The sequence below is a fragment of the Thermodiscus maritimus genome, from assembly GCF_055382595.1.
Map to the genome: position 1 here is coordinate 103,718 of NZ_AP042434.1, position 24,164 is coordinate 127,881.

The 24,164-nt window shown below is 57.0% G+C and carries 24 protein-coding genes; 17 read left to right on the forward strand and 7 right to left on the reverse strand.

What is annotated here, in order from left to right:
* Positions 1 to 67 precede the first annotated feature (67 nt).
* Both ACZ47H_RS00555 and ACZ47H_RS00560 read right to left on the reverse strand, forming a co-directional pair.
* Entirely contained in the window at positions 68 to 649 is a 582-nt protein-coding gene (locus tag ACZ47H_RS00555) for a class II aldolase/adducin family protein (protein ID WP_464933288.1), read from the reverse strand.
* A 32-nt stretch (positions 650 to 681) separates the two neighbouring features.
* The gene (locus ACZ47H_RS00560) at positions 682 to 1,188 is read right to left on the reverse strand and encodes a class I SAM-dependent methyltransferase (RefSeq protein WP_464933289.1); all 507 of its coding nucleotides are present in this window, start codon (positions 1,186 to 1,188) and stop codon (positions 682 to 684) included.
* Positions 1,189 to 1,307: 119 nt separating this feature from the next.
* Between ACZ47H_RS00560 and ACZ47H_RS00565 the strand changes: the two genes are divergently transcribed.
* Together ACZ47H_RS00565 and panB are read left to right on the forward strand one after the other, a co-directional pair.
* Positions 1,308 to 2,231: a ketopantoate reductase family protein gene (locus ACZ47H_RS00565; RefSeq protein WP_464933290.1), complete on the forward strand. Its 924-nt coding sequence runs from the start codon at positions 1,308 to 1,310 to the stop codon at positions 2,229 to 2,231.
* Positions 2,228 to 3,010 carry a 3-methyl-2-oxobutanoate hydroxymethyltransferase gene (gene panB / locus ACZ47H_RS00570; RefSeq protein WP_464933988.1) on the forward strand — a complete coding sequence of 261 codons (783 nt, stop codon included), beginning with the start codon at positions 2,228 to 2,230 and terminating at the stop codon, positions 3,008 to 3,010. Before ACZ47H_RS00565 ends, panB begins: the two co-directional genes overlap by 4 nt.
* Here the strand turns inward: panB and ACZ47H_RS00575 are convergent.
* Complete coding sequence (locus tag ACZ47H_RS00575; RefSeq protein ID WP_464933291.1) at positions 3,007 to 4,122, reverse strand: radical SAM protein; 1,116 nt, start codon at positions 4,120 to 4,122, stop codon at positions 3,007 to 3,009. The genes panB and ACZ47H_RS00575 overlap by 4 nt on opposite strands.
* Before the next feature lie 176 nt (positions 4,123 to 4,298).
* On the opposite strand from ACZ47H_RS00575, the gene ACZ47H_RS00580 reads away from it, so the two are divergent.
* Positions 4,299 to 4,895 carry a MarC family protein gene (locus tag ACZ47H_RS00580; protein ID WP_464933292.1) on the forward strand — a complete coding sequence of 199 codons (597 nt, stop codon included), beginning with the start codon at positions 4,299 to 4,301 and terminating at the stop codon, positions 4,893 to 4,895.
* 5 nt (positions 4,896 to 4,900) lie between these two features.
* Here ACZ47H_RS00580 and ACZ47H_RS00585 read toward each other — a convergent pair whose 3' ends face one another.
* Both ACZ47H_RS00585 and metG read right to left on the reverse strand, forming a co-directional pair.
* The gene (locus ACZ47H_RS00585) at positions 4,901 to 5,128 is read right to left on the reverse strand and encodes a protein NO VEIN domain-containing protein (protein ID WP_464933989.1); all 228 of its coding nucleotides are present in this window, start codon (positions 5,126 to 5,128) and stop codon (positions 4,901 to 4,903) included.
* A gap of 193 nt (positions 5,129 to 5,321) precedes the next feature.
* Positions 5,322 to 6,818, reverse strand: a complete 1,497-nt coding sequence (gene metG / locus ACZ47H_RS00590) for a methionine--tRNA ligase (RefSeq protein ID WP_464933293.1) — start codon at positions 6,816 to 6,818, stop codon at positions 5,322 to 5,324.
* Positions 6,819 to 6,920: 102 nt separating this feature from the next.
* Here metG and aspS point away from each other — a divergent pair, with 102 nt between their 5' ends.
* The 5 genes from aspS to ACZ47H_RS00615 all read left to right on the forward strand — a co-directional run bounded on the left by aspS (position 6,921) and on the right by ACZ47H_RS00615 (position 12,693).
* A complete protein-coding gene (gene aspS, locus ACZ47H_RS00595) occupies positions 6,921 to 8,249 on the forward strand; it encodes an aspartate--tRNA(Asn) ligase (RefSeq protein WP_464933294.1) in 1,329 nt (442 codons plus the stop codon).
* A gap of 14 nt (positions 8,250 to 8,263) precedes the next feature.
* A complete protein-coding gene (locus ACZ47H_RS00600) occupies positions 8,264 to 9,388 on the forward strand; it encodes a tryptophan--tRNA ligase (protein ID WP_464933295.1) in 1,125 nt (374 codons plus the stop codon).
* Between the two features lie 409 nt (positions 9,389 to 9,797).
* Entirely contained in the window at positions 9,798 to 10,328 is a 531-nt protein-coding gene (locus tag ACZ47H_RS00605) for a hypothetical protein (protein WP_464933296.1), read from the forward strand.
* Positions 10,276 to 11,697 carry a phosphoenolpyruvate carboxykinase domain-containing protein gene (locus tag ACZ47H_RS00610; protein WP_464933297.1) on the forward strand — a complete coding sequence of 474 codons (1,422 nt, stop codon included), beginning with the start codon at positions 10,276 to 10,278 and terminating at the stop codon, positions 11,695 to 11,697. Before ACZ47H_RS00605 ends, ACZ47H_RS00610 begins: the two co-directional genes overlap by 53 nt.
* 105 nt (positions 11,698 to 11,802) lie before the next feature.
* Entirely contained in the window at positions 11,803 to 12,693 is an 891-nt protein-coding gene (locus ACZ47H_RS00615; protein ID WP_464933298.1) for an SDH family Clp fold serine proteinase, read from the forward strand.
* A gap of 64 nt (positions 12,694 to 12,757) precedes the next feature.
* Here the strand turns inward: ACZ47H_RS00615 and ACZ47H_RS00620 are convergent, their stop codons facing one another.
* The gene (locus tag ACZ47H_RS00620; RefSeq protein WP_464933990.1) at positions 12,758 to 13,816 is read right to left on the reverse strand and encodes a DNA polymerase domain-containing protein; all 1,059 of its coding nucleotides are present in this window, start codon (positions 13,814 to 13,816) and stop codon (positions 12,758 to 12,760) included.
* A gap of 1,125 nt (positions 13,817 to 14,941) precedes the next feature.
* Here ACZ47H_RS00620 and ACZ47H_RS00625 point away from each other — a divergent pair.
* From ACZ47H_RS00625 to ACZ47H_RS00665, 9 genes are all read left to right on the forward strand, one after another.
* Complete coding sequence (locus tag ACZ47H_RS00625; protein WP_464933299.1) at positions 14,942 to 15,943, forward strand: ABC transporter transmembrane domain-containing protein; 1,002 nt, start codon at positions 14,942 to 14,944, stop codon at positions 15,941 to 15,943.
* A gap of 10 nt (positions 15,944 to 15,953) precedes the next feature.
* Positions 15,954 to 16,682 carry an ABC transporter ATP-binding protein gene (locus ACZ47H_RS00630; protein WP_464933300.1) on the forward strand — a complete coding sequence of 243 codons (729 nt, stop codon included), beginning with the start codon at positions 15,954 to 15,956 and terminating at the stop codon, positions 16,680 to 16,682.
* The gene (locus tag ACZ47H_RS00635; protein WP_464933301.1) at positions 16,682 to 18,463 is read left to right on the forward strand and encodes an ABC transporter ATP-binding protein; all 1,782 of its coding nucleotides are present in this window, start codon (positions 16,682 to 16,684) and stop codon (positions 18,461 to 18,463) included. Before ACZ47H_RS00630 ends, ACZ47H_RS00635 begins: the two co-directional genes overlap by 1 nt.
* 74 nt (positions 18,464 to 18,537) lie before the next feature.
* A complete protein-coding gene (locus ACZ47H_RS00640; RefSeq protein ID WP_464933302.1) occupies positions 18,538 to 19,605 on the forward strand; it encodes a substrate-binding domain-containing protein in 1,068 nt (355 codons plus the stop codon).
* Between the two features lie 135 nt (positions 19,606 to 19,740).
* Positions 19,741 to 20,751 carry an ABC transporter substrate-binding protein gene (locus ACZ47H_RS00645; RefSeq protein ID WP_464933303.1) on the forward strand — a complete coding sequence of 337 codons (1,011 nt, stop codon included), beginning with the start codon at positions 19,741 to 19,743 and terminating at the stop codon, positions 20,749 to 20,751.
* Positions 20,648 to 21,286 carry an ABC transporter permease gene (locus ACZ47H_RS00650; RefSeq protein WP_464933304.1) on the forward strand — a complete coding sequence of 213 codons (639 nt, stop codon included), beginning with the start codon at positions 20,648 to 20,650 and terminating at the stop codon, positions 21,284 to 21,286. Before ACZ47H_RS00645 ends, ACZ47H_RS00650 begins: the two co-directional genes overlap by 104 nt.
* Positions 21,271 to 21,966, forward strand: a complete 696-nt coding sequence (locus ACZ47H_RS00655; protein ID WP_464933305.1) for an energy-coupling factor ABC transporter ATP-binding protein — start codon at positions 21,271 to 21,273, stop codon at positions 21,964 to 21,966. Before ACZ47H_RS00650 ends, ACZ47H_RS00655 begins: the two co-directional genes overlap by 16 nt.
* A 204-nt stretch (positions 21,967 to 22,170) precedes the next feature.
* Positions 22,171 to 22,821 (forward strand): hypothetical protein, encoded by a 651-nt coding sequence (locus ACZ47H_RS00660; RefSeq protein WP_464933306.1) that lies wholly within the window; start codon positions 22,171 to 22,173, stop codon positions 22,819 to 22,821.
* Positions 22,785 to 23,045 carry a DUF8156 family protein gene (locus ACZ47H_RS00665; protein ID WP_464933307.1) on the forward strand — a complete coding sequence of 87 codons (261 nt, stop codon included), beginning with the start codon at positions 22,785 to 22,787 and terminating at the stop codon, positions 23,043 to 23,045. Before ACZ47H_RS00660 ends, ACZ47H_RS00665 begins: the two co-directional genes overlap by 37 nt.
* Before the next feature lie 6 nt (positions 23,046 to 23,051).
* Here the strand turns inward: ACZ47H_RS00665 and ACZ47H_RS00670 are convergent, their stop codons facing one another.
* Complete coding sequence (locus ACZ47H_RS00670) at positions 23,052 to 24,125, reverse strand: ABC transporter ATP-binding protein (RefSeq protein ID WP_464933308.1); 1,074 nt, start codon at positions 24,123 to 24,125, stop codon at positions 23,052 to 23,054.
* Between the last annotated feature and the right edge of the window lie 39 nt (positions 24,126 to 24,164).

The window sequence follows — 24,164 nt, forward strand, 5'->3', positions numbered from 1 at the left end:
AGTGGCCCGATGAAGTACCGTTGGGTGTCTGCCCGCATCGTCGGATCACGGGTGAAGAGTCCCCTGGCTATGAGGGCCCATCCAGGTAATGAGCGATCCTAGAGAGATCCTCCACCGCCTCCAGCAGGTCGAGTGCGTGATAGATCGTCTTGTCAGAGTATACTAGGACGCCGTGCCTCTCAAGAACCACCACGTTGCACCCGGTCTCCACGATTACCCTTCTAACAGTCTCCGCCAGCTCGCGCGACCCGGGCTCCGCATATGGGGCCATGGTTATGCACTTAGCGTTGAGCTTAACCTCGGTAAGGAGTTCGGGGTCCGGGAGCCTCCCCTTATAGGTTAATGCGAGGAGGGCTGGGGGATGAGCGTGGACCACGGCCCTAGCCATGGGGTCGGCCTCGTATACTGCAAGGTGCATCCTCCACTCGCTCGTCGGCCTACCCACAACCACAGTCCCATCAAGCTTCAATATTGCAACGTCTCCTGGAGCCAAGAGGTTCCTCGGGACCCCTGTAGGGGACATGTATACTAGGCCCCTCCCCCGATCAATTATGCTAGCATTCCCCCCTCTAACCTGCACGATACCCCTCTGGTAGAGGAGCCTCATAACCTCCGCTATATCCCTCCTGGGATCACCGGTCCAAGACAACCCAGGCTCCACCAGGTACGCCGCGGGGCCGGCTATCTTTTAACGTATAGGTAGAGGGTATTCTGCCACCCCGGCTCCCCCACTACCCTCACAGGCTCCCAGCCAGGGATCGGGAAGTCAAGCGTCACCACCCTCGCCCCCGGCCTAAGCTCTCTCTCCAGCTTTGGGCGGAGGTACTCGTTTACGCTGGTGAGAAGGTACATGTAGACTGCGTCGGCATCCCACAGTCCAACCTTCCTGAAGTCCGTGTTGAGGACAAGAACCCTATCCTGGACCTCCTCCTTAATACTGTTCTCAACAGCCTGCGCTGCGAGGCTCTTATTCACCTCAACGCACACCGCCCTCTTAATCGGGTAATACTTCGCGGCGGCGATAGCTATCCTCCCGTCGCCACAGCCTATGTCGTAGAACACCTCCCCCCTCTTCAGGTCTAGAAGCTCTAGTATCCTGGGTATAATCTCCCATCTGGTCGCAACAAATGGTACAATCTGGTCCCCGCCAAAGGCTAACGCTATAGTGTCAAGCCACGTCCCATCCACTCCCAATCCACCCTTGCCAGACCCGGCTATGAAGCCGTGGTGGAAGCCGGGATCTACACGTTGAATATTATGGGATGGAGCGGTTTATAGCTTGTGATCAACCCCTGAGGGCAATTGGGATGAGAGCCTGTATAGTGGGCTGCGGTGCAATAGGGTGCCTCCTAGCAGGATTCCTATGGACGAGCCTCCAAGAGCCCCCAGCCTGCATAGTGAGGAGGAGGGAGCATCGAGACACGCTGGAGAGGTATAGGTGCAGGCTGGGGGGACTATACAGCATGGAGTTCCCCGTCGATCCCTACCTCACAGGAGAGCTGGAGGACGACTCCTGCAGCTATGCGATCGTTTCAGTTAAGGCTTATGATGCCCCGAGAGCCCTTCTCGAGGCCTACAGGCTCTCCCCGGTCGTGGCGGTAGCGGTTAACGGGTTTATAGAGGCGCCGAGGGACCCTCGCGGGAGAGCTGTTCTCTTAGAGCTCGTGGTAGACTATGGTGCCACGAGGAAGGGTGATGGATACGTTGAGGTTACAGGTGTCGGCAGGATAATTATAGGTTCCCCGCCGGGGGCGAGGGACCATGCACTCCAACTCAGCAGGCTTCTCCAGAGGGGTGGTGCTGATGTAGTGGTCGTCGATGATATTACTGGGTATAGGTGGGCTAAGGCCGCCGTTAATGCAGGGATCAATCCAGTCACAGCCCTCCTAGGCGTGAGGAACGGGTTCATAGTAGAGGATAAGTGGGCCAGAAGCATCGCGGTGGAGGCGGCGAGTGAAGTCGCGAGGGTGGCCGAGGCACTGGGTATACGGCTACCCTACGATCCAGTCGAGTACATGCTCCGGGTCGCGGAGAGGACGAGGGATAACAAGAGCAGCATGCTGCAGGATGTGGAGGCGGGGAGGAGGACTGAGGCAGACGAGATACTAGGCTACATTGTTAGGAGGGCCAGGGAGGCTGGTGTCGAGGCTCCTATTCTAAGGCATCTATATATGCTGATCAAGGCCCTTGAAGACGCAGGGGGCAGGCGTTGCAGGAACGGAAGAAGATGACTGTTAGAAGGATCCTCAAGATGAAGGGGAGGGAGCGGATCGTTATGGTCACCGCCTACGACTACCCTACTGCTAGGATCGTAGATGACGCTGGAGCAGACATGATCCTCGTCGGGGACAGCCTCGCGATGGTCGTCCTAGGAATGGAGTCAACTCACGGCGTAGGACTCTGGGAGATGCTCCACCATACCAGGGCGGTTGCGAGGGCTAAGCCTAAAGCGATGATCGTGGGCGACATGCCCTTTGGAAGCTACGAGCCCAGCCCCAGGGTCGCGGTTGAGTCTGCAGTCGAGTTCGTGAAGGCTGGGGCTGAGGCGGTTAAGCTGGAGGCTGGCTCAGAGTATATTGATAGGGTTAGGGAGATTGTTAAGGCCGGGATCCCCGTCGTGGGCCATGTCGGTATGACCCCCCAGCGCTACCTGAGCTTCGGAGGCTACAAGCTCCGGGGGAAGACGCCGAGCGAGGAGAAGAAGATCATAGAGGATGCACTCGAGCTGGAGGGGGCTGGTGCCTTCTCGATCGTGATAGAGTTTACGAGGGAGGAGATAGCTAAGAGGATAACAGAGAAGCTCTCCATCCCAACAATATGTATAGGGGCCGGCCGCTACTGCGACGGGCAAGTACTAGTCTTCCACGACCTAGTAGGACTCTACAGAGAGTCGCCTCCATTCGCCAAGCGCTACGCCAACGCCTACGAATACCTGCGGAGAGCAGTCGAGGAATACGCCCGCGAGGTCCGCAACGGGGCATTCCCTAGCGAGGAATACATACAGGGCTAGGCGAGCCTCACCATAAGCCTAGCCGCCGCCTGCAGGACTTCCACGAGCCTCCTCCTATCAACGCCACTAACCCCGCGGAGGATGATGTAGGGGTACCTAACCTCCACATCCCTAACCCTACCGCCTAGGATCTCAACAGCCTCCCTAACATCCCCCGGATCCGGCGTCTCCGGCCTACCATAGCACGGCCCATACTTGCAGGCGTGGCAGGGCGACCTATGACTCCACATGTTGTGGCTGCAGGCAAACGGGTGCACCACCATACCCTTCCCCCGAGCGTAGGAGGCTATAGTATTCTTCAAGTCCCGGGTGTCGACTGGAACCTGCCTCCGAGGGTCCCTCAAAGACCCAATAAGCCTCGCCCTTATAACCCCTGTATCTATCCCCACCGCCCCGAGCCTCGAGAGGATGCCTGGGGTGACCCTGAGGCTGCCCAGAACTATGTGCCTCACACCATACTCGACCGCATAATCTATGATCCCGCGATAGTGGCGGTCTGCAACGCCAGGTATGATGGGCCTCATGAATAATGCAACGTTCAACCCCCTCCTCGCCGCCTCCCCCATTGCAGCGAGCCTCTCCTCAGCCGGGGGAGCCCCGGGCTCGAGCCTCCTAGCATCCTCGCCCAGCGCCACCACCGTGACCAGCACGCTTATCCCAGGCTCCGCCCCCAGCAGCTCCTCTACGAGGTCATCGTCTAGGAGGGACTTGGTGGAGACCTGGCTGGGGAGCCGGAGCCACTCGTATACTGTACGTATGTAGTCGAGGGCTCGAATCCTCGTCTCGGGGAGGAAGGGCTCCGTCACACTACCATACGCAGCCATGGTCCTCTCGGGGACCACGTAGGGGTTGACGGCGAGGGCGTAGGCCATTTGGAGGGGTGAAAGGGGGTAGGGCTCCGGCCTGCCTGGGAAGCCCATATCCCAGATATAGCAGTATACGCACCCATAACTGCAGCCTACACCCGTGTGTATGGTCATCCCGCAGTGCCTGGGCCTCCTCCGAGCGTGATGGTCCCTCTCAGCCTCCAAAGCCTCCTCAGGGCCCAGCAACTCTCTAAGCTCCTCTCTAATCCTCTCCTTCTCCTCAATGAGCCCCGCGATCCACCCCAACTCTCGTCCCCACCAGAGGGACCCTCCAGCCCCCCAGACCTGGTAGAGGGTCCCTCATGATTATACTAGGCTTGGAGGCATGCCCCCATACGTTTTCCCACCCTTCAACGACAGGAAACCCCTTTAAATCCTCCCGGCCCTTCCCCGAGAGCCAAAGAGGACCGTGGGGGGTAAGGGTGTACAGCCTAGCACTGGTGTTAGCCTACTACGGTAGCATAGTAGCTATAATGAACCCGTTCACAGCCCTCAACAACTACCTCACCCTAACAGAGGGGATGAGGGATGAGGAAGCCAGAGCTGTCTTCCGGCAAGCACTAGTAGTGGTTGCAGTGCTAGGCCTCCTCTTCATACTGGCAGGGAAGCTCATACTAGAATTCTACCATCTAAGCCTCAACAGCCTCAAGCTAGGGGGAGGAATACTCCTCCTCTACATAGCCCTAGACATGCTCTCCGGGCAGCCAAAGACCCGGACAGTGGAGGGGGGAGAGGTGGCAGTAGTCCCCCTAGCAACACCAATGATTGTGGGCCCCGGCACCATGACCCTCCTCATAAACCTAGGCACAGTAGGCCACCTGCCAGAAGTGGTCACCGCCTTCATACTCTCAACACTAACAATAGCCGCCACAATGAGGTCCTCCAACCTACTCCTTAGAGCCCTGAGGAGGACCGGGATAAAGGCGATGGCGAGATTCATGAGCCTAATAATAGCGAGCGTCGCAGCCCAAATGATATGGTCTGCCGTAGAGGACTGGGTAAACCAGCTGCGGGGCTAGCCCCCCTACTTTGCTCCAAAAATGACCCGCTTCCTCCTAACAACTTCGCCCGCAATCCTATGGGGCAGGGTGTTCAACGGATCCCTGATGGCGAGCACTACAGGCTTATCCCTCATAGCCCCGTAGACTAGGTAGACCCAGTACTTGTCTCTCATCTTTTCGGCAACCTCGACCTCCCTCTCCTCCAGCTCGAACCAGAGCTGGTTCTTCTCCTTCAACTTAGCCTCTATAATCCTCTCCTAGGTGATCCCATCGTAGCTGTCCTTCGCGATGCTTTTGACATCGTAGTGTTCCTCCTCAGACACTCTCACCGGCTCCCTGCCATTCCGCCTTTTAACATCCATAACGACCCCTACCGTCTCCCTATCCGTGTAGTATTGGCTGAGAAGGGATTCCAGAGGATTATTGTTGCTGGGGGTGGATATGCTACTTTATCTTCTTGAATAGTATTGGTGCTTCCCTTATATTGTATTCTTGGAGTGGCTCGGTTATGGTGTTGTAGTCTAGCTGGAATCCGAATGCCTCCGCCAGCTTGGTGGTGGCTTTGGGTATTACTGGGTGGAGCATTATTGTCGCCGCCCTAACCGCCTCCAGTACTGTGTATAGTTCTCTCACGGGCTCCTGCTTCTCCCACGGCTTCGACTCGTTCATGTAGGCGTTCGCCCTCCTCAGGAGGTCCATTACTGCCTCTACTGCTCTGGAGACCTCGTAGGACTGCATTGCCTCCTCGTAGGCCATATGGGTTTTTATTATGGCCTCGTGGAGGTCCTCGTCTATGCTGTCTCCTCCTACTTTTCCGTCGAGCTTCCTCTTGGCGAGGGTCCCTACCCTCCTCGCTAGGTTGCCGTAGTTGTCTGCTAGGTCCCCGTTGTATATAGAGTCGAAGAGGCTTGTTGAGACCTCTATGTCCTTGTGGAGGTTGAAGAGCCTGGCGATGATATAGCGTAGCCCGTCGCTGCCTTGGTAGCGTTCTAGCAGGTCCTCGATCCTCACTACGTTCCCTGCGCTCTTCCCCATCTTTAGGCCCCTGTTTATGAGGAACGCGTGTACTAGGACGCGGCGTGGTGGGGGGATTTCGAGGGCGTGGAGCATTGAGAACCAGATGGCTGTGTGGAACCATAGTATATCTTTTCCTATAACGTGGTGTGCTGCTGGCCAGAGCCTTTTGAAGCGAGCGGGCTCCCTTAATATGCCGGCGCCGGTGAGGTAGTTTAGGAGTGCGTCGAACCAGACGTATGTCGTGTATTCCTGGTCCCATGGCAGCGGTATTCCCCACCAAACCCTGCTCTTGGGCCTCGCTATGCTCACATCTAGGAGGCCCTCCTTCTCGATCTTACCCAGCACTTCGAGCGCGTACTGCCTCGGGTATACGGTATCCCCCTTCAAAACCCCTACCAGGTAGTCTTTGAACTCGCTGAGGCGGAAGTAGTAGGAGTCCTCCTCAAGCCACTCCAGAGGCTTCTTGTGGATGGGGCAGTGGGGCTTACCCTCTACAACCTCGTACTCCCCCTCACTGTAGAACTTCTCGCAGTCCACACAGTACCAGCCCGAGTACCTTGCCTTGTAGATGAGCCCCTTCCTGTAGAGCTCCTCGAGCGCCCACTTGACTACCTCCTCGTGGTCGGGGTCCGTAGTTCTTATGAAGCGGTCGTAGCTTATGTCTAGGAGCCTCCAATACCCCTTATACTTCTCAGCCATCTCGTCCACGAACTCCTTGGGATGGACCCCCCTCTTCTCAGCAGTCCTCTGGAGCTTCAAACCGTGCTCGTCGGTGCCGGTGAGGAAGAAGGTCTCGTCACCCCTCAACCTATGGTATCTCGCTAGGATGTCGGCGTATACCGTTGTGTAGGCGTGGCCTAGGTGGGGGTCGGCGTTGGGGTAGTATATTGGCGTGGTAACGTAGAATACGCTCACAGCCGCCACCCCTTTGAATCATCCTTTGGGAACCCAGTGTAATCCAATAGCACTTTAAAGTTTGACAATAACAGTCTCCAAGTCCATGAAGGGAAGGGGTGCCCCCGAGGCTTGTACAAGGAAGCATTCATAGAGGAGGTATACCGTAGGAGGAGCATGCTCCTAGGGAGAGAGATCCGGGTTTGCGGCTGGGTGCATAGGATAAGGGATCTCGGCCGCCTCAAATTCATACTGTTAAGGGACAGGACCGGCGTCCTCCAGGTTGTGGTTAAGAAGGGAGAGAGCCCGGACGAGGTGGTTGAGGAGACCGAGAAGCTCAGGCTCGAATCCGTCGTATGCTATACTGGCAGGCTTGTAGAGTCTAAGAGCAAGCTGGGAGTGGAGCTTAAAGCATCGGGGTTGAAGATCCTCTCAGTCCCCGTCGAGCCCCTCCCCCTAGAACCCGACACGAGCCTAGATGCGGGGCTCGCCACCAGGCTGAACTATAGGTGGCTCGACGCCCGCAACCCGAGGGTCTCCAAGATCTTCCAGTTCGAGGCGTGGGTTGCCAGGACCTTCCGAGACTACTATACGAGCCAGGGCTTCATAGAGATCTTCACGCCCAAGATCGTCGCCGCCGGAACCGAGAGCGGGGCTGAGGTCTTCCCAGTACTATATTTTGGAAGAGAGGCATACCTGGCCCAGAGCCCCCAGTTCTACAAGCAGATGGCTGTGATTAGCGGTCTTGAGAGGGTGTTCGAGGTAGGCCCCGTATTCAGGGCTGAGCCGCACCACACGACAAGGCACCTTACAGAGTACCACAGCCTCGACGTAGAGGTGGGCTTCATCGAGGGACCCGAGGATGTCATGAGGTTCGTCGAGGGCTTCTTCCGCAAGATAGCTGAGGGGCTAGAGAGGGACCCCCTGGCGAAGGCTATCGCGGAGGAGTTCAACGCCGAGCTGAGGGTCCCGCGCGAGGTGCCTAGGATCTCTATACGTGAAGCCTACAAGATCCTAGACGAGGAGTACGGCAAGAAGATCCCCTACGGCGAAGACCTAGACCCCGAGGGGGAGAGGCTGCTGGGGAGGTATGTTAGGGAGAAGTACGACTCCGACCTAGTATTCGTGACCGAGTACCCATGGGCTGCTAGGCCCTTCTACACTATGAGGCTCGAGGACGAGCCAGAGTGGACGACTGGCTTCGACCTCCTCATGAAGGGCCTCGAGGTTGTCACGGGGAGCCAGAGGGAGCACAGGTACGAGGAGCTGTTGAAGAACCTGCGTGATAAGGGCCTCAAGCAGGAGTCCTTCCAGTTCTACCTCGACTTCTTCAAGCATGGAGCCCCACCCCATGGAGGAGCCGGCATGGGGCTTGAGAGGATAGTGATGCAGACTCTAGGCCTCGACAACATTAGGGAGGCGAGGCTCCTCCCAAGGGACCCGGAGAGGCTCCTCCCATAAACCGGTGGTGGAGTATGAATGGGGAGAGGCTGGACCCGTGGGGGACCATAGAGATAAAGGACTACGACAGGCTACGCCGAGTCTTCGGGATAAGGCCCTTCTCAGAGGTAATCCCCCGGATGAGGGAGCTGGGCCTACCATTAAGCCTCCACATGAGGAGGAACATAATCTTCGGCCACAGGGACTTCGACAAGGTGATACTCGAGGGATTAGCCCGGGGGGAGAAGATAGCGATACTAACCGGGTTCATGCCGAGCGGGAGGTTCCATTTCGGCCACAAGCTCACAGTTGACCAGCTAATATACTTCCAGCGGGAGCTGGGGGCAAAGGTCTTCGTCGCCCTAGCAGACGGCGAGGCCTTCGCGGTGAGGAGGCTTCCAAGGAGGGAGATCATAAGGCTGGGGATCGAGGAGTATGTGGCTAACATGATAGCCCTCGGCCTAGACCCGGATAAGACGGACTTCTACTTCCAGACCAATAGGGGGACCCCATACTACCGGTTGATCCAGCTCTTCTCCGGCAAGGTGACCATGGCAGAATTGGAGGCGATATACGGAGACGTCACCCCGGGGAAGATCGTGGCAGCACTCACGCAGGCAGCCGACATACTCCATCCGCAGCTTGAGGAATACGGCGGGTACAAGAGGGTAGTAGTCCCGGTGGGCGCTGACCAGGACCCGCACCTCCGCCTCACAAGGGATCTTGCGGACAGGCTCCACGATATAGCAGGGCTGGAGAGGCCGGCCTCAACCTACCACAAGCTGATAAGGGGTCTCGACGGGGGGAAGATGAGCAGCAGCAGGCCGGACTACACGATATTCCTCACCGACCCGCCGGAGAAGGCGGTTTGGAAGCTGAAGAGGGCCCTAACAGGCGGCAGGGCTACGGCGGAGGAGCAGAGGAGGCTGGGCGGAGTCCCGGAGAAGTGCACCGTCTACGACCTATACCTGTACCATCTAGTCCCAGACGACAACGAGTTGCTAAGGATCTACCGTGACTGCAGGTCGGGGACCATGCTCTGCGGAGAATGCAAGACTATGGGGGCCGAGAAGCTCAAGGCATTCCTTGAGAAGCACCAGGAGAAGCTGGAGGAGGCTAAGGAGGTAGCGTGGAGCATCGTTGAGCCCCCCAGATTCTAGTCCCTCACACGAGGCACCCTATAGTGATGGGGCCCCGCTCATCCCGGCCCCCTTATGGGTTCCTTTATAGTCCACCGGCTCATAGGTAACCTACCAGCCACTACGAGACTCCAATGCAGGAGCACGATGTCCATATGCTAGTACTGGAAGGTTTTAGGACTTAGTTCCTCCGGAGACGCTGCTGTAAGAGGCGGGGACTTGTGCCCGCAGTGCCCGGGTTGGAGTTAAACCAACTCCAACCATCCTGTATTAGGAAGACGGCTCTCCTCCCCCACCCGGGAACCCCCCTGCCCCGCGGGTTAATGGGCTAGAGCGTTGAAGGAGGAGGCCCTGCAGGCGTTGCATGATAGTATATTGAGCCATTTATACCGTCTCAACAGTGTTGTCTGGGATTTAGGGGCACAGTACTATGGGAGATGTTATAGAGCAGCCGGTGAGGGACCCTCTACGAGCCCTCTCAAAGTATATGGATGGCGAGATGATTGAAAGGCTTAGAGCGATAAGGGATCCCGGCCTCCACACCTGGGTAGCTAGGCTCGCAGAGGCTGCGGGGCCAAGCAGGATCTATGTAGTAACAGGGAGGAGAGAGGACCACGAGTATGTTAGGAGGAGGGCGCTGGAGAATAGGGAGGAATACATGACTAGGAATCCCCTCCACACAGTTCACTTCGACGGGCCATGGGACACCGGTAGGGATAGGAGGAATACCAAGATACTGGTTGAAGGGGGCCGGGAGATCCCATTCGTCAACTCCCTCGACCGCGCCAGGGGCTTGGAGGAGGCGTGGAACCTGCTACAGGGTATTATGAAGGGCCGCGAGCTCTTCATCGCCTTCTACTGCTTCGGCCCCAAAGGCTCTCCTTTCACAATGCACGCTGTACAGGCGAGTGACTCCGCATACGTTATACATAATGAGAATATACTCTATAGGAGCTGCTGACGACGAGTTCGTCGAGAAGGCTCCTAGCATCAAGTATGCAAGGCTAATCCATGCTACAGGGGAGAGGGATGAGCATGGATGGGTGAAGAATGTAGAGAAGAGGAGGATCTACATTGACCTTGAGGGCCACGGAACCTATAGCTTGAACACCCAGTATGGTGGGAACTCAATCGGTATGAAGAAGCTCATGTTCCGCCTATGCATACACAAGGGGAGCCTAGAGGGGTGGCTGTGCGAGCACATGTTCATAGCAGGCGTCCACGGGCCCGGTGGGAGGACAACGTATATCGCGGGCGCCTTCCCAGCAGGGTGCGGTAAGACGAGCACGGCCTTCGCCTCAGACACGATCGTAGGAGACGATCTAGCGATCATAAGGGAGGTTAACAGAGAGGCTAGAGCCGTGAACCCGGAGGCTGGGATGTTCGGGATAATAGACGGGGTGAACCCCGAGGACGACCCAGTCCTCTACAAGGCTCTAACAGACCCGGGCAATGAGATAGTGTACTCCAACATACTCCTGAAGAGGGACGGCACCCCCTGGTGGAGGGGGCGGCCAGAGCCCCCGGGGCCGGGAGTGAATTATCAGGGAGAGTGGTGGCCTGGGAAGAGGGGTAGGGATGGCAGGGAGATACCCCCGAGCCACCCCAATGCCAGGTTCACCCTCTCCCTCTACAGTCTCCCCATAGTCAACGAGCACGTCGACGACCCAGAAGGGGTCCCGGTCCACGCGATGCTCTTCGGGGGGAGGGACCCGGACACATGGGTCCCCGTTAAAGAGGCCTTCAACTGGCTCCACGGGATCGCTACAATGGCGGCGGCGCTGGAGTCTGAGAGGACAAGCGCCGTCATAGGCGAGGCTGGAGTGGTTGAGTTCAACCCCTTTGCGATACTAGACTTCATACCCATCTCGATCGCCTCCTTCATAAAGCTACACCTGGACTTCGCGGAGAAGCTGAGGGAGCCGCCTAGGATCTACAGTGTAAACTACTTCCTCCGAGGCGAGAAGGGGCGCTACCTTAACGAGAAGAGGGATAAGAGGGTGTGGCTCAAATGGATAGACCTCAGGGTGCACGGGGAGGCTGATGCGGTAGAAGCCCCCACAGGCCTCATACCAGTCTACGAGGACCTCAGGATCCTCTTCGACAGGGAGCTGGGGAAGACGTGTACTGAGGAGGAGTATGAGGAGCAGTTCAAGATAAGGGTCCCTCAGCACCTCGCCAAGATCGAGAGGATAGCGGGGATCTACGCTAGAATACCGGGGACGCCGAGGGTTGTGTTTGAGGAGCTTGAGAGGCAGAAGGAGAGGCTCCTAGAGGCTCGATCCAGGTATGGTGATATGATCTCCCCGTTCAGGCTCGACAGGAGATAGGCTACTCCCGTCATCCTCTAATACCATGGACTCCTGGGTTTCCGGTGGGAGCTGTGGTCTCCCATTTAAAATTGGGTTCCGCCATGATATAAGTGGTGCTGGATAATGACGGCTACAACAGACTACATAAACAGCACGATATGGACTCTCTTCTGGCTCCTATTCTTCATAGCAATGCTCTCCCCTCTATTCAACATGAGGCGCCTCCAGGCGGCTAGGCTGGCGATCATAAGGGCTCTTGAGAGGGAATACAATTGGAGAGTAATCACGATGATCCATAGGGAGGAGAGGGTCTCGTTCCTAGGAATACCAATACAGAGGTTCATCGATGTAGATGACAGCGAGGCTGTTCTCAGGGCTATAAGGACTACTCCGGAGGGGCAGACGATCGCCCTCATACTACACACTCCCGGAGGACTAGTACTGGCGGCGAGCCAGATAGCAAGGGCCCTGAAGAGGCATAAGGGGAAGAAGATAGTCATAGTCCCCCACTACGCGATGAGCGGAGGGACCCTCATAGCCCTCGCGGCCGACGAGATCCTAATGGACCCCAACGCCGTGCTTGGACCCCTAGACCCCCAGCTCGCGGTGAGCCCGCAGGGACCCGTGGTGCCAGCGCCCAGCCTAGTCAGGGTCGCGGAGCTGAAGGGTAAGGATGCCAGCGACACCACCCTCATATTGGCAGATGTGGCAAGGAAGGCTATCGAGGAGATGAGGGAGGTAATAGTTGAGCTGCTCGAGGACAAGATGGGGAGGGAGAGGGCCGAGGAGATCGCCAAGCTCCTAACAGAGGGGAGGTGGACCCACGACTACCCGATAACCTACGAGAAGGCTAAGGAGCTGGGGCTCCCAGTGAAGGATGAGGTGCCGCCGGAAGTCTACGAGCTAATGGAGCTCTACCCGCAGAGCCCCCACAACAGGCCCGGAGTAGAATACATACCCCAGCCGCTGCCAGCCCCAGGCCATAGGCAGCACCATAGTGCCAATCACTCCTAGCTCCCCCGGATCAGTATGGATTCCACCCTGCCCTCTCCTCTTCTTTCATGGTTGTCCCTCCGGGCTACTGGTTTATTGGGTTTAGCCTGGCAATGAGGGGTTGGGGGAGCTCGGCAAGCGCCCTCTCGAGTACGATGAGGTAGTGGTTTGGATCGTATTCCTCGTTCCCCCTCAGCTCCCACACCGGCTTCGGCCCTCTCCTGGTGACGACGTACTTCACCCTATCCACAATTATCCCCTGGTCTATGAGGCTCCTAGCATACTTCTGGGGCCTCCTTGTCTGCTCTCCTATCCTCCTCTCTATGGTTAGGAGTCTTAGAGGGACCCTACCCTCCACCAGAGCCTTCGCGGCTGCTTCGATTATCCTGCCAGCCCCACCTAGCAGCTCCTGGAACGTGCTGGGGTCCCCTGCCCTCGCCAGCACTGCTATCACTGCCCTCTGGACCCTCGCAATATACTCGGGCGTATCCCTCCTTACAGCCATTACCCCCCGGAGCTTTACACCGCCCCCAGCTAGGCTCCCATAGTACTTGTTCACCGCCCCCGGCCCCCTCCGGGTTGGGGGTATGTACAGCCAGCGGTAGCGGGCCTCGATCTTCAAGGGGACCCCTACCCTCAACCTTATCCTCTCTGCGAGCTCCTCCACGCTGATCTCGGGGTCCACTGGCTGGATGAATACCGAGTCTATTATAGAGTGTATGATCCTATACCCAGCCCTCTCAGCCTCCTCCTCGGCCACCGCCAGGGCTCTCCTAGCGTAGGCTGTCACGCACTCGTAGGCTGTTATGCTGCCGTAGAGGCTGTTCCTGTAGCCTAGGTATCCGAAGCCTGATACGAGGATCCATTTTATCGCGTCGCTCCTCTCCTTCACCCTCGGATCCCTGCTCCCCGAAGCCTTAACCCTAGCCCTCCTCTCCACGAGCCTTCCGAGAACCGTTGCTACGAGGCCGGGGTGGTCCATGCATATCCTGTGCCCCACCCCCGGCGCCTCCTCGTATCCCCTGCAGCCCGGCCTCTCCACGGTCTCGGAGCTTATGTTGTGTATGCTTATGAGGCTGGGGTAGAGGCTCGAGTAGTCTAACTGTATTATGTTCCAGTAGAGGCCCGCCTCCGGGATCCTCAGCTGCTCCCGCCATGTCCGCGGCTTCCAGGGCCCGGAGGCCCCGGAACGCTTCGACTCTCGGGGCTCTGGAGTCTACAAGGTACCGTCTCCTATACGCTTCCCTGGCCTCTGCCGCAGTTAGTATCTTCCCTATGGGGGCTGAGTGGGCCATCCTGTAGGGGAGCCAGGAGATCCTCATCCACTCGATGAGGCCCCATGGTGATACTAGGTTGCGGGATGGGTCGAACCACAGCCACTCCACCCTCCCCGTGGGGAGCCTGCTCCTAGCCTCGAGCCTCGCCACTACTATGTGGGGGTTCATTGAGGCTAGGAGGTCTCTGGCCTCGTAGGGGTCCCTGGCCTCCACCTCTAGGCCGCAGCATTCTATATGGTAGTGGGCTGGCTCCTCCCACGGCACCGCTATTGGTCCGTGCCAGGAGTAGGCTTCGAGGCGGGCTATGGTTAGGGGTGGGGGCTCGTAGAGGGGGTTTTCCGGGTCCTCAAGCGCCTCAACATACCCTGCCCGTACCCTAACCGCTACCCCCGGCGGGGTCCCTATCTCCCAGAGCGCCGTTACCAGTGGGCCCGGGTACTCGTTTACCCTCCTCGCTACCCCCTTCGCCTCCAGGCTTCTCGCAACGCGTTCGAGGAGGGGTATGCTTGGGGAGGAGACCGCTACCACTTCAACCCTCCTAGTATACCATGGCGGCTCCAGCCACTCCTCCACCCAGGCCTCGAGATCCTCGTGTATTATGCCCCGGGCGATCTCGCCCGCCGTGTAGTGGGGGGTTGGCTTGAAGTATGCTTTGAACCTGGCCGGCAGGCTTATCCTTGCTAGCCCCTCTTCAGTGGCTAGCGCTAGCCTTACTCCCCCCTTAACCGGCTCAGCGTCGAGTAGGACTCCATCTAGCACATTATCCGCCCAGTTGATGGTTTTACGCTCGGGGTATTGTTTTGGCTCAACGGGTAACAGGGGTGCTCGCGGGGAGACCCGGGATCGGATGTAATTTTATTGGTCCTCGACGTCCTGGTTTATGGAATCGTGGATGGATCCGTCGCTACACTGTATTGGAGTATGCGTAACCCATATATCTACCAGCGATATAAACCCTAGCCTGCTATAAACTACCCGGGGGCTTTGAGGGGTTGCCGGAGTACAGCAGCGTCAGGGTGTTGACTAGACTATTCCGCTACATGGTTAGGGGGAGGGGGCTCCTCCTAACCACAGCACTGGTGCTAGTCATACTCTCCTCCTACGCCAACGGAGTAGTCCCGGTGCTGATTAAGAGGGCAGTAGACTCCGGGGTCATTGCAGGTGATGTAGACACTGCGATCTACTACGGATTACTCATTATACTAGCAACGCTTCTAGCAGGGATCCTCAGCTTCGCCGGCAGGTACCTGCTCGTCAAGGTGGCCCAGGAGACCGTGTACGAGATGAGGATGGAGGCATTCCTATCCATCCAAAGGCAGTCGATGGACTTCTTCGACAAGACACTCGTAGGCCAGCTGATCTCCCGTGTAACGAATGATGCGGAGAGGGTTTCGAGGTTCATCCAGTTCCGTCTCCGGATGCTGGTCTACTCTATATTCCTGATAGGAGTGGCAGTATACTACATGTACGGGATGAGCCTAGAACTGACCCTCATAGCCCTCGCCGCGATAGCTTTAGTCGTAATAGTGATGACTAGGTATGGGAACCTGATAAGGCCTGTCTACGACCAGATAAGGCACCAGACCGGTGTGCTCGCAGGGATAGTGACCAGCGCGATCGCCGGGATAAAGACCGTGAAATCCCTGGCAGTCGAGGACAGCATATATCAGAGGTTCCGGGGGGAGAACGATAAGTTCTACGCCTACAACCTTCAGGCGAGCAAGTTGAGCGCCATCTACGGGAACTCCCCATTCCTCATAACAGGCGCTGCTATGGCGGGAATGCTCTACTATGGCGGGGAGGCTATAATCGCGGGCACACTCACTGTAGGGTCTCTCGTAGCATTCCTCACATACATGCTTACAATGACCTGGCCTCTAGTCGCCCTGGGCTTCTCTATAGGCGATATCCAGAGGGCTGTGGCCGCCAGTAAGAGGCTCTTCGACATAATAGATACGAGGCCCAAGGTCGAGGAGGCTCCGAGACGCTATTGAACTGGAGGATGTGAGGGGCGAGATCACATTCGAGGACGTGTGGTTCGAGTACCGGCCCGGGAAGCCCGTGTTGAAGGGCCTCTCCTTCCACGTGGAGCCTGGGGAGAGGGTGGCGATAGTCGGCCCACCCGGCTCGGGCAAGTCTACCATATTCAAGCTCCTCCTCCGCTTCTACGACTACCAGAAGGGCAGGATACTGATCGACGGCATCGAGATCAAGAAGATAAAGCCCGAGTCCCTTAGAAAACACATAGGCTACGTTCCCCAGGAGCCCTTCATATTCAACAGGAGCATCAAGGAGAACATCGCACTAGGCAACCCCGACGCCTCCCTGGAGGAGGTGGTTGAGGCGGCTAAGATAGCGAAGATACACGACTTCATAGCCAGCCTCCCTAAGGGGTACGATACGCTCGTGGGGGAGAGGGGTGTAACGCTGTCCGGAGGGCAGAGGCAGAGGCTCGCAATAGCCAGGGCTCTAGTGGCGAAGCCCAAGATCCTCCTACTAGACGATCCAGCCTCAAACCTCGACGCGGAGACGGAGAAGAGGCTTGTTGAGGACCTAAAGGAGATACTGGAGGGTAGGACGGCCCTAATAGTCACGCAGAGGCCCAGCCTCCTAGCCCTCGCCGACAGGATCATAGTAGTCGTGGACGGGAGGGTTGTGGAGGAGGGGACCCTTGAAGAGCTCCTAGCCAGGAAGGGAGAGTTCTACAGACTCTACAAGGAGGCCTGGAGGTGATGGGTGTGGAGAAGAACTCCTCGCTTGGACTGCTCCGGAGATTCCTCGGTGAAGCCTTCACTCACAGGAGAACACTTACACTAGTGATCTTAACGATAATAGGTGCATCACTTGCAGGGCTGGCGTCGCCCTACATACTAGGATATGCGATCGACAAGTACATTGTACCCGCGAAGTGGGAAGGCCTCCCCCTAGCTGCAGGCCTCTACCTTGCAGCACTCGTAGCCCAGTGGGCCTTCTCAACGCTGCGGACTTGGTATGTGGAGGTCTTCGGCCAGAAGGTGTTGTACGACCTGAGGAATAGGGCCTTCAGGAGGCTGTTAGAGGCGAGGATGGACTATTACAAGGATAAGCAGACGGGAGACATTGTGAGCAGGGTTATTAATGATACGAGCGTGGTGAACGAGGTCTTCATCTCAGGCCTCCTGGGGAGTCTTGGAGACCTCCTATCCCTGATAGGCATAATAATAGCCATGATCTACCTCAACGTCGAGCTAACGCTCGTAGCCCTAGCAACCGTGCCCCTAATGGTTGCGGCGGCAGTCTACTTTGGGACTAGAATGAGGAGGGCCTACCGGGAGACGAGAGAGAAGATCGCTAAGGTGTCAAGCATTGTAGAGGAGAGCGTCTCCGGGATCGAGGCTATCAAATCCTACAGGCAGGAGTCCAGAGTCACCCGCGAGTTCGACAGGGCTGGCAGGGAGACTGTGAAGGCATACCTCCGCGTAGCAGTATACATGGGCATCTTCTGGCCCCTCATGAACCTCTCCACCATCATAAGCGTCGCCGCCGTCCTAGTCTACGGCGCCTACCTCGTCGAGGTTGGAGGAGCAACTATTGGAGTGGTGGCCGCGTTCGTACAGTACGTGCAGAGGTTCCGGGGGCCGATCAATAACGTTGTAAGCCTCTACGACTCCCTGCAGTCCGCCCTAGCCTCCCTTGAGAGGATCTATGCGGTAATCGATGGAGCAGAGCCCGAGGAGACAGGCGATATAAGAGTGGAGAAGCTGAGTGGAGCTATCGAGTATAGGAACGTTTACTTCGAATACGAGCCTGGGAGGCCGGTGCTCAAGAACATATCATTCACCGTGGAGCCGGGGGAGACTGTTGCTATAGTTGGGGAGACCGGCGCTGGGAAAACTACGCTCGTGAACCTCCTTATGAAATTCTACCATCCAACCAGTGGGAGCATCCTCTTAGACGGTATCGATATACGAAGGATCGATACGAGGTCGCTTAGGAGGAGGATAGCGTACGTCCCCCAGGAGACGTACCTATTCCCCGGCACGATTATGGATAACATTAGGATCTCGAAGCCTGAAGCCTCCGACGAGGAAGTAGTGGAGATATGCAAGGCCCTCGGAATACACGAGTTCATAATGAGGCTCCCCAACGGCTACGATACGGATGCCGGCGAGGCGGGGAAGAGGCTTTCAACGGGAGAGAAGCAGCTCATTGCGATCGCGAGGGCTATGCTGAAGGATCCAGACATAGTGGTAATGGATGAGGCCTTATCTAGCGTGGATCCCAACACCGAGGCCCTCGTTAGGAGGGCTATGAGGGAGTTGATGAAGGGGAGGACAAGCATACTGATCGCCCACCGCCTCTCGATGGCCCTTGAATCAGACAATATAATTGTTCTGGAGAACGGTGAGATCGTAGAGATGGGGCCGCCGAGCCTCCTGCTCGAGAAGAGGGGGAGATTCTACTCTTTATACAAGGCTCAGTCGGAGCCTGCAAGGAGAGCCACCTACCTACCGGCCGCGGGAAAGGAGGCATAGACTACTAGCCGAGAGGGGGGAAACCACTATTACCCCTCAAAGATGAGAGTCTCTGTATTCTGGGAGAAAGTGTTTTGAGCGAGCCCCGAGTTAAACCTGTCCTGAAGCTAGTCCTCATGGTGGACGGTAGGGAGGCTGTGGACGAGGAGACCGCTAGCCTCCTCTATATGATCGATGAGCTCGGCTCGATAATCGCTGCGAGCAAGTCTCTCGGTATACCATACTCGAGGGCGTGGGAGAAGCTGGCAAGGTGCGAGAAGCTCATGGGACGAAGGCTTGTACGGAGGCAGAAGGGTGGGGCTGGGAGGGGAGGAACCGAGCTGACAGAGGCAGGTAGGATGGTGCTGCACACTTACATATCATACTATAAGAGGATAGTGGGGAGGGACTTCCAGCCCCCACGTGGCGGGGGCCGGCATGGACTGCGTGAGAGGATAGTGTTCGCAGGCAGCCACGATGCCGCGGCTAGCATTCTAATAGGCGCCCTGAGGCGTAGAGGCCTCGAGGCCGACGTTTACTGGATCGGCTCTATTGGCGGGTTGAACTCTGTGCTCTACGGCGACGCTGACATAGCAGGGATACACCTGCTCCATGAGGAGACGGGAGAGTATAACCTCCCATACTATCATTCACTGAACCTCCAGAGTGTAGCGGTGCTCGTTAGGGGCTATGAGAGGGCTACAGGCTTCGTCTCCAAGCATAGGATGAGCGTGGAGGAGATACTTGAGGGGTTGATTAAAGGGAGGCTTAGACTAGTGAATAGGCAGGCTGGCTCGGGGACCCGTAAGCTCCTAGACGCTCTCCTGGCGAGAAAGGCGGAGGAGCTCGGGATAAAGGCCTCGGAGTACTCGAGGCATGTTAAGGGATACGAAAACACTGTCTCAACCCACCTCCAGGTTGCTGAGGCGGTTGCTCGTGGAGAGGCGGATGTGGGTTTAGCCATCCAATACGCCGCCGACCTTTACGGTTTAGAATTCACCCTAGTAGGGTATGAGAGGTACGATTTCCTCCTTAGGAGAGACTTCTACGAGAAACATGGAGACCTATTCATAAAAGCCCTCAAGGATGATGTCCTCCCCCATCTAGCCCGTCTACAAGGCTATAGGGCAGGCAGAGGTGTAGGAGAGGTTATTGTGGCTTAGACTAAGAGGAGAATGCTTGATAATCATGAGACATACTCGCCTATCCCCTGCGTCGTGGTGGTCTTCTCGGCTCATGGAGTGTGTTTAATGTTTAATAGACCGTTATCGGATCAGTGATAACGGGAGGGTGGCGGAGTGAATAAGGGCACACTCTCTGCAATAGCAATAGCGATCATCATAATTATTCTACTAGCGTCCTACGCCTTCTACGCGAACCATAACAGTAAGTTGGCGGTTAGGGCTACAACAACCACCAGCCTCTATGCCACCGGGCTACTCGACTACTTGGCGGAGAAGTTCCAGGAGGAGCACCCTGAGGCGTCGATACAGTTCATACCCGTCGGGAGCGGAGAGGCCCTGAGAAGAGCTGAGGGAGGCGACGCTTGCTTCGTCCTCGTCCACGCCCCCAGCCTGGAGGCCCAGTATATTAGTAAGGGCGTCCTCGAGTACCATCACATCTTCGCATACAACTACTTCGTAATCGTGGGGCCATCTAGCGACCCGGCGGGGGTGGGGAAGGCAGAGAACCTCACAGATGCTATGAGGAGGATATACCGGGCTGGAGAAGAGGGGAAGGCTCTATTCATAAGTAGGGGGGACAAGTCTGGAACCAATGTTAAGGAGCTGCAGCTATGGCAGATGGCTGGCCTAGACCCGAAGGGGAGGCCTTGGTATATTGTGTCGGGGCAGGGCATGGGTGAGACCCTAGTCACGGCTTATGAGAAGCAAGCCTATACGCTGAGCGATATAGGCACCTACCTGAAGTTCAAGAAGGATGGAAGGATTCCGGGCCTCGAGATCCTATATGGCAACGACACCGCCCTGATCAATATCTACAGCGCCTACCTCGTCACCTCCTGCCAGGGTGATGAGAGGAGCATTGCTAAAGAGTTCATAGACTTCATAACGAGCGACACGGGTCAGTCCCTAATCGCCAATTACGGCGTAGAGAAGTATGGGCAGCCACTATTCTACCCGGCGAAGGGAGAGCTCGAACGAGCTCTCCCAAGTGTGGAGGGAGCTTGCAGGGCAGGGTTGAAGATTGGAGTCGTTGGGAGCGGTTACGCTGCGGTCGATCGCGATATCCGGGTCCGCTACAGTATTAGCGGCTTCCTGGAGCATCCCCCTAGCCTACCTCCTAGCTGAGTCCAAGAGGCTTAGGCTCCTAGTGTACTTAGTGGAGGCCCTCGTAGGAGTCCCAACCGTACTAGTTGGACTGCTCTTCTACCTCCTCCTAAGCAGGCAAGGCCCCCTCGGCTTCCTGGGAATGCTGTATACTCCCCAAGCCATCGTGGTTGGAGAAGCGGTGCTCATAACCCCCCTCATTACAGCCGTGTCCTACAATGCCCTCCTGGCTGGGATCCAGAGGTATAAGGAGCTGGCCCTCACCCTCGGCGCTAGTAGTAGGCAGGCCGCGCTCCTAGTCTTCCGTGAAACCCTTCCAAGCCTCGTATCCTCCACGGTAATGGGGTTCTCAAGGGCTGTCGGAGAGCTGGGGGTAGCCCTTATTGTGGGTGGTAACATAGAGGGGGTTACGAGGACCCTCACCACCTCAATAGCCCTCGCCACCGCTATGGGGGAGTATGAGGCGGCGTTGAAGCTGGGAGCTGTATTGACAGTGATAGCGATTGGAGTATCCATAGCGGTGAGGCTGGTGAGGAGGGAGTGGGAGCTAGGATAGAGCTGAAAAGGGTATTCTACACCTACCCGGGGTCCAAAACTCCAGCCATAATCAACGTCTCCACAAGGCTAGAGAGTAGTGCATGTATAGGGGTGACGGGGCCTAATGGGAGCGGTAAGACAACTCTCCTCAAGATCATATCCCTACTATACAAGCCCGTCGCGGGTCAAGTCCTCTATAATGGTGTGGACCCGTGGATGAGTGATGTCACCGTGTACAGGAGGCGTATAGTGCATGTGCATGACAAGCCGGTAATGGTTAGGGGTAGCGTATACGATAACATCGCGCTGGGGCTCAGGATTAGAGGTTATAGCGATGGAGTGGTGGCGGAGAAGATCAGGGAGATCGCAGGTGAACTGGGTCTCCTCCCCCTCCTAGACAGTGATGCACGGAGCCTCTCTGCAGGGCAGAGGCAGCTAGTCTCTATTGCGAGGGCTCTGGTGCTCGACCCGGACGTGCTGGTCTTAGACGAGCCCTACTCTAACCTGGACTTTAAGCGGAGGAAGAATATTTCAAGTATTATAAGGGGGCTGGTGGAGGGGGGAAAGCTAGTCGTTATGGCATCTCATGATATAGGTGTTTTGGGGAGCCTCTGCGATAGGATAGTGTATCTCGAAGACGGTAGTATAGTCATGGAGGGGCCGGCGGGGGAGATGTATCGGAAGCTACTCGGCTATTGAACCCCTGCATGCACCCGATAACAGTCTCCTTCCCATGGAGGCCTGCGTTGACGGGCGCCACTAGCCCCCGTTCCTGGAGCGGATGTAATCCTGTACTATGGCGTTTCTGGTATTACTTGCGCCTCGGGGTCCCCTGGTATGGTATGATAGAGGGGTTTCACTTGAAATTATTCGGGAATTATAAGCGTCTAGTAGGCGGGTGGTATGGGGGTAACAGGGCTTCCTAGCCTAGACACGCTGCTAGAGCCCCTGAGGAGGGGGTGGATTGTCGAGTTCTACGGGTATGAGGGTGGGGTGAGGCTAGTCTATCATCACGCTGTGGCTGAGGCGGCTAGGCGTGGCATGGTGGCTGTGGTCCACGTGCAGGAGTTCGGCGGCCTCAACCCCTACCTCTTAACGCGGCTCTCCAAGATTAGGGGGAGCGATCCAGAGAACATACTCGTTGCCCGCGGGTTTAGGCTAGCAGACGTGCCGCGCCTTGTGGATGATGCTGTTGAGACGGGGGCCGAGACCATAGTGGTGGTTGACCCCTACCTCTACGCTCCTAGGAGCTGGAGGATGTATAGCCTGCTAACCAGGGTTACCGCTGCTATTAGGAGGGCGGCTGGTAGGGCTAGGGTGGTAGTGGCTAATAGGGCTACGAGGTTCAATAAGGGCTATCTGCCCGAGGGAGGGAGCTTCCACCATCACAGCATACACGTGATCGTGAGGCTCGACCCGTCTAGGAGGGGGGTTCTAGCAACCCTCGTAAAGCACCCCGCCAGGAGGGTCCCTGCGAGGAGCCTTATCCATAACGCTGAGCTGGTGGTGGCTGGGAGATGGGTAGGACAGCGCCCGCTGGCCGAGTACTTGTAGAGGCTGAGCTCGAGAGGCTGCGTAGGGTGGCTAGGCGTCTAAGGGACCCTAAGGATAGAGCACTCTTAGAGGAGCTGCTGGATGGGGTTTACAGGGTGCTGGATGCGTACAGGTATGAGGCGATGGGGGATCCCCTAGAACCCATACTGGTGGCAATGGTACTGGAGGCGGCGAGGAGGTGTAGGCGCGGAGAGGGTGGAGTTGGGGAGGGACCCTCCCACTAGGGCCGGCTAGATCTCCTCAATATCCCCCGTTGCTGGGAGAACCATGATCCTCTCCGGCTTGACTCTGAGCCTTATCCTGTCACCAGCCTCAACCCTGGAGTCGGGTGGAAGGTAGACTACTAGGCGCTCCTCCCCCACCCTTACCCTCAGCTCCCTCTTATCTCCGAGGAACATGGAGTACTCGACCCTAGCCTCCAAAATGTTCTCTCCAGCGGCTTCTCGAGCCTCCTCGAAGCTCTCAGGCCTTATCACCGCTATCGCGCTGCCCGCCTCCACCTCCCCCACTGCTAGGAGGCTCTCCTGCATAGTGGGCGAGTAGACTTCTAGATAGCTGTTCCTCCTACCCTTAACCCTAACCTTCACGAGATTGCTCCTCCCAAGGAAGCCTGCGACGAACAGGTTCCTCGGCCTCATGTAGAGGTCCTCGGGGGTCCCTACTTGGAGTATCCTCCCCCTATTCATTACGGCGATCCTATCGCTCATGCTGAGGGCCTCCAGCTGGTCGTGGGTTACGTATACCGTCGTTATCCCCAGCCTCCTCTGGAGGCTTCGGAGCTCCTCCCTCATCTCGAGCCTTAGCTTGGCGTCCAGGTTGCTTAGTGGCTCGTCGAGGAGTAGGACGCTTGGCTCCACTACCAGTGCCCTTGCGAGCGCTACCCGCTGCTGCTGGCCTCCGCTCAGCTGGAGGGGGTACCTGTTCTCTAACCCCACCAGGTCCACGAGTTCTAGGACCCTGCGGACTCTCCTCTTGATCTCCTCTTCTGGGACCTTGCGGAGGCGGAGGCCGTAGGCGATGTTATCGTATACCGTCATGTGGGGCCATAGGGCGTAGTTTTGGAAGACCATGGCAGTGTTTCTCAGGTAGGGTTTTAGGAAGGTTACATCCCTGTCGTCGAAGAATATCCTCCCCTCCTCCGGGACTTCGAACCCGGCTATCATTCTTAGTGTTGTGGTTTTGCCGCAGCCGCTTGGACCGATTATGGTGAAGAACTCGCCGTCTTCTATCTCTAGCGTTGCCCTGTCGACTGCTACTACGCTGCCATATACCTTCGTGACATTCTCTAGCCTTATCCTAGTCACAGGCAGGCACCCGCTGGCCGGTTTTGAATGGGTTGTAGT

What these genes read in the sequence shown, in the direction of transcription:
- ACZ47H_RS00605 (WP_464933296.1), top strand. Translation starts at nt 9,798, where the DNA reads ATGGGAGATGTTATAGAGCAGCCGGTGAGGGACCCTCTACGAGCCCTC.
- ACZ47H_RS00660 (WP_464933306.1), top strand. Translation starts at nt 22,171, where the DNA reads ATGGGGGTAACAGGGCTTCCTAGCCTAGACACGCTGCTAGAGCCCCTG.
- ACZ47H_RS00635 (WP_464933301.1), top strand. Translation starts at nt 16,682, where the DNA reads ATGGGTGTGGAGAAGAACTCCTCGCTTGGACTGCTCCGGAGATTCCTC.
- ACZ47H_RS00665 (WP_464933307.1), top strand. Translation starts at nt 22,785, where the DNA reads ATGGGTAGGACAGCGCCCGCTGGCCGAGTACTTGTAGAGGCTGAGCTC.
- ACZ47H_RS00615 (WP_464933298.1), top strand. Translation starts at nt 11,803, where the DNA reads ATGACGGCTACAACAGACTACATAAACAGCACGATATGGACTCTCTTC.
- panB (WP_464933988.1), top strand. Translation starts at nt 2,228, where the DNA reads ATGACTGTTAGAAGGATCCTCAAGATGAAGGGGAGGGAGCGGATCGTT.
- ACZ47H_RS00600 (WP_464933295.1), top strand. Translation starts at nt 8,264, where the DNA reads ATGAATGGGGAGAGGCTGGACCCGTGGGGGACCATAGAGATAAAGGAC.
- ACZ47H_RS00565 (WP_464933290.1), top strand. Translation starts at nt 1,308, where the DNA reads ATGAGAGCCTGTATAGTGGGCTGCGGTGCAATAGGGTGCCTCCTAGCA.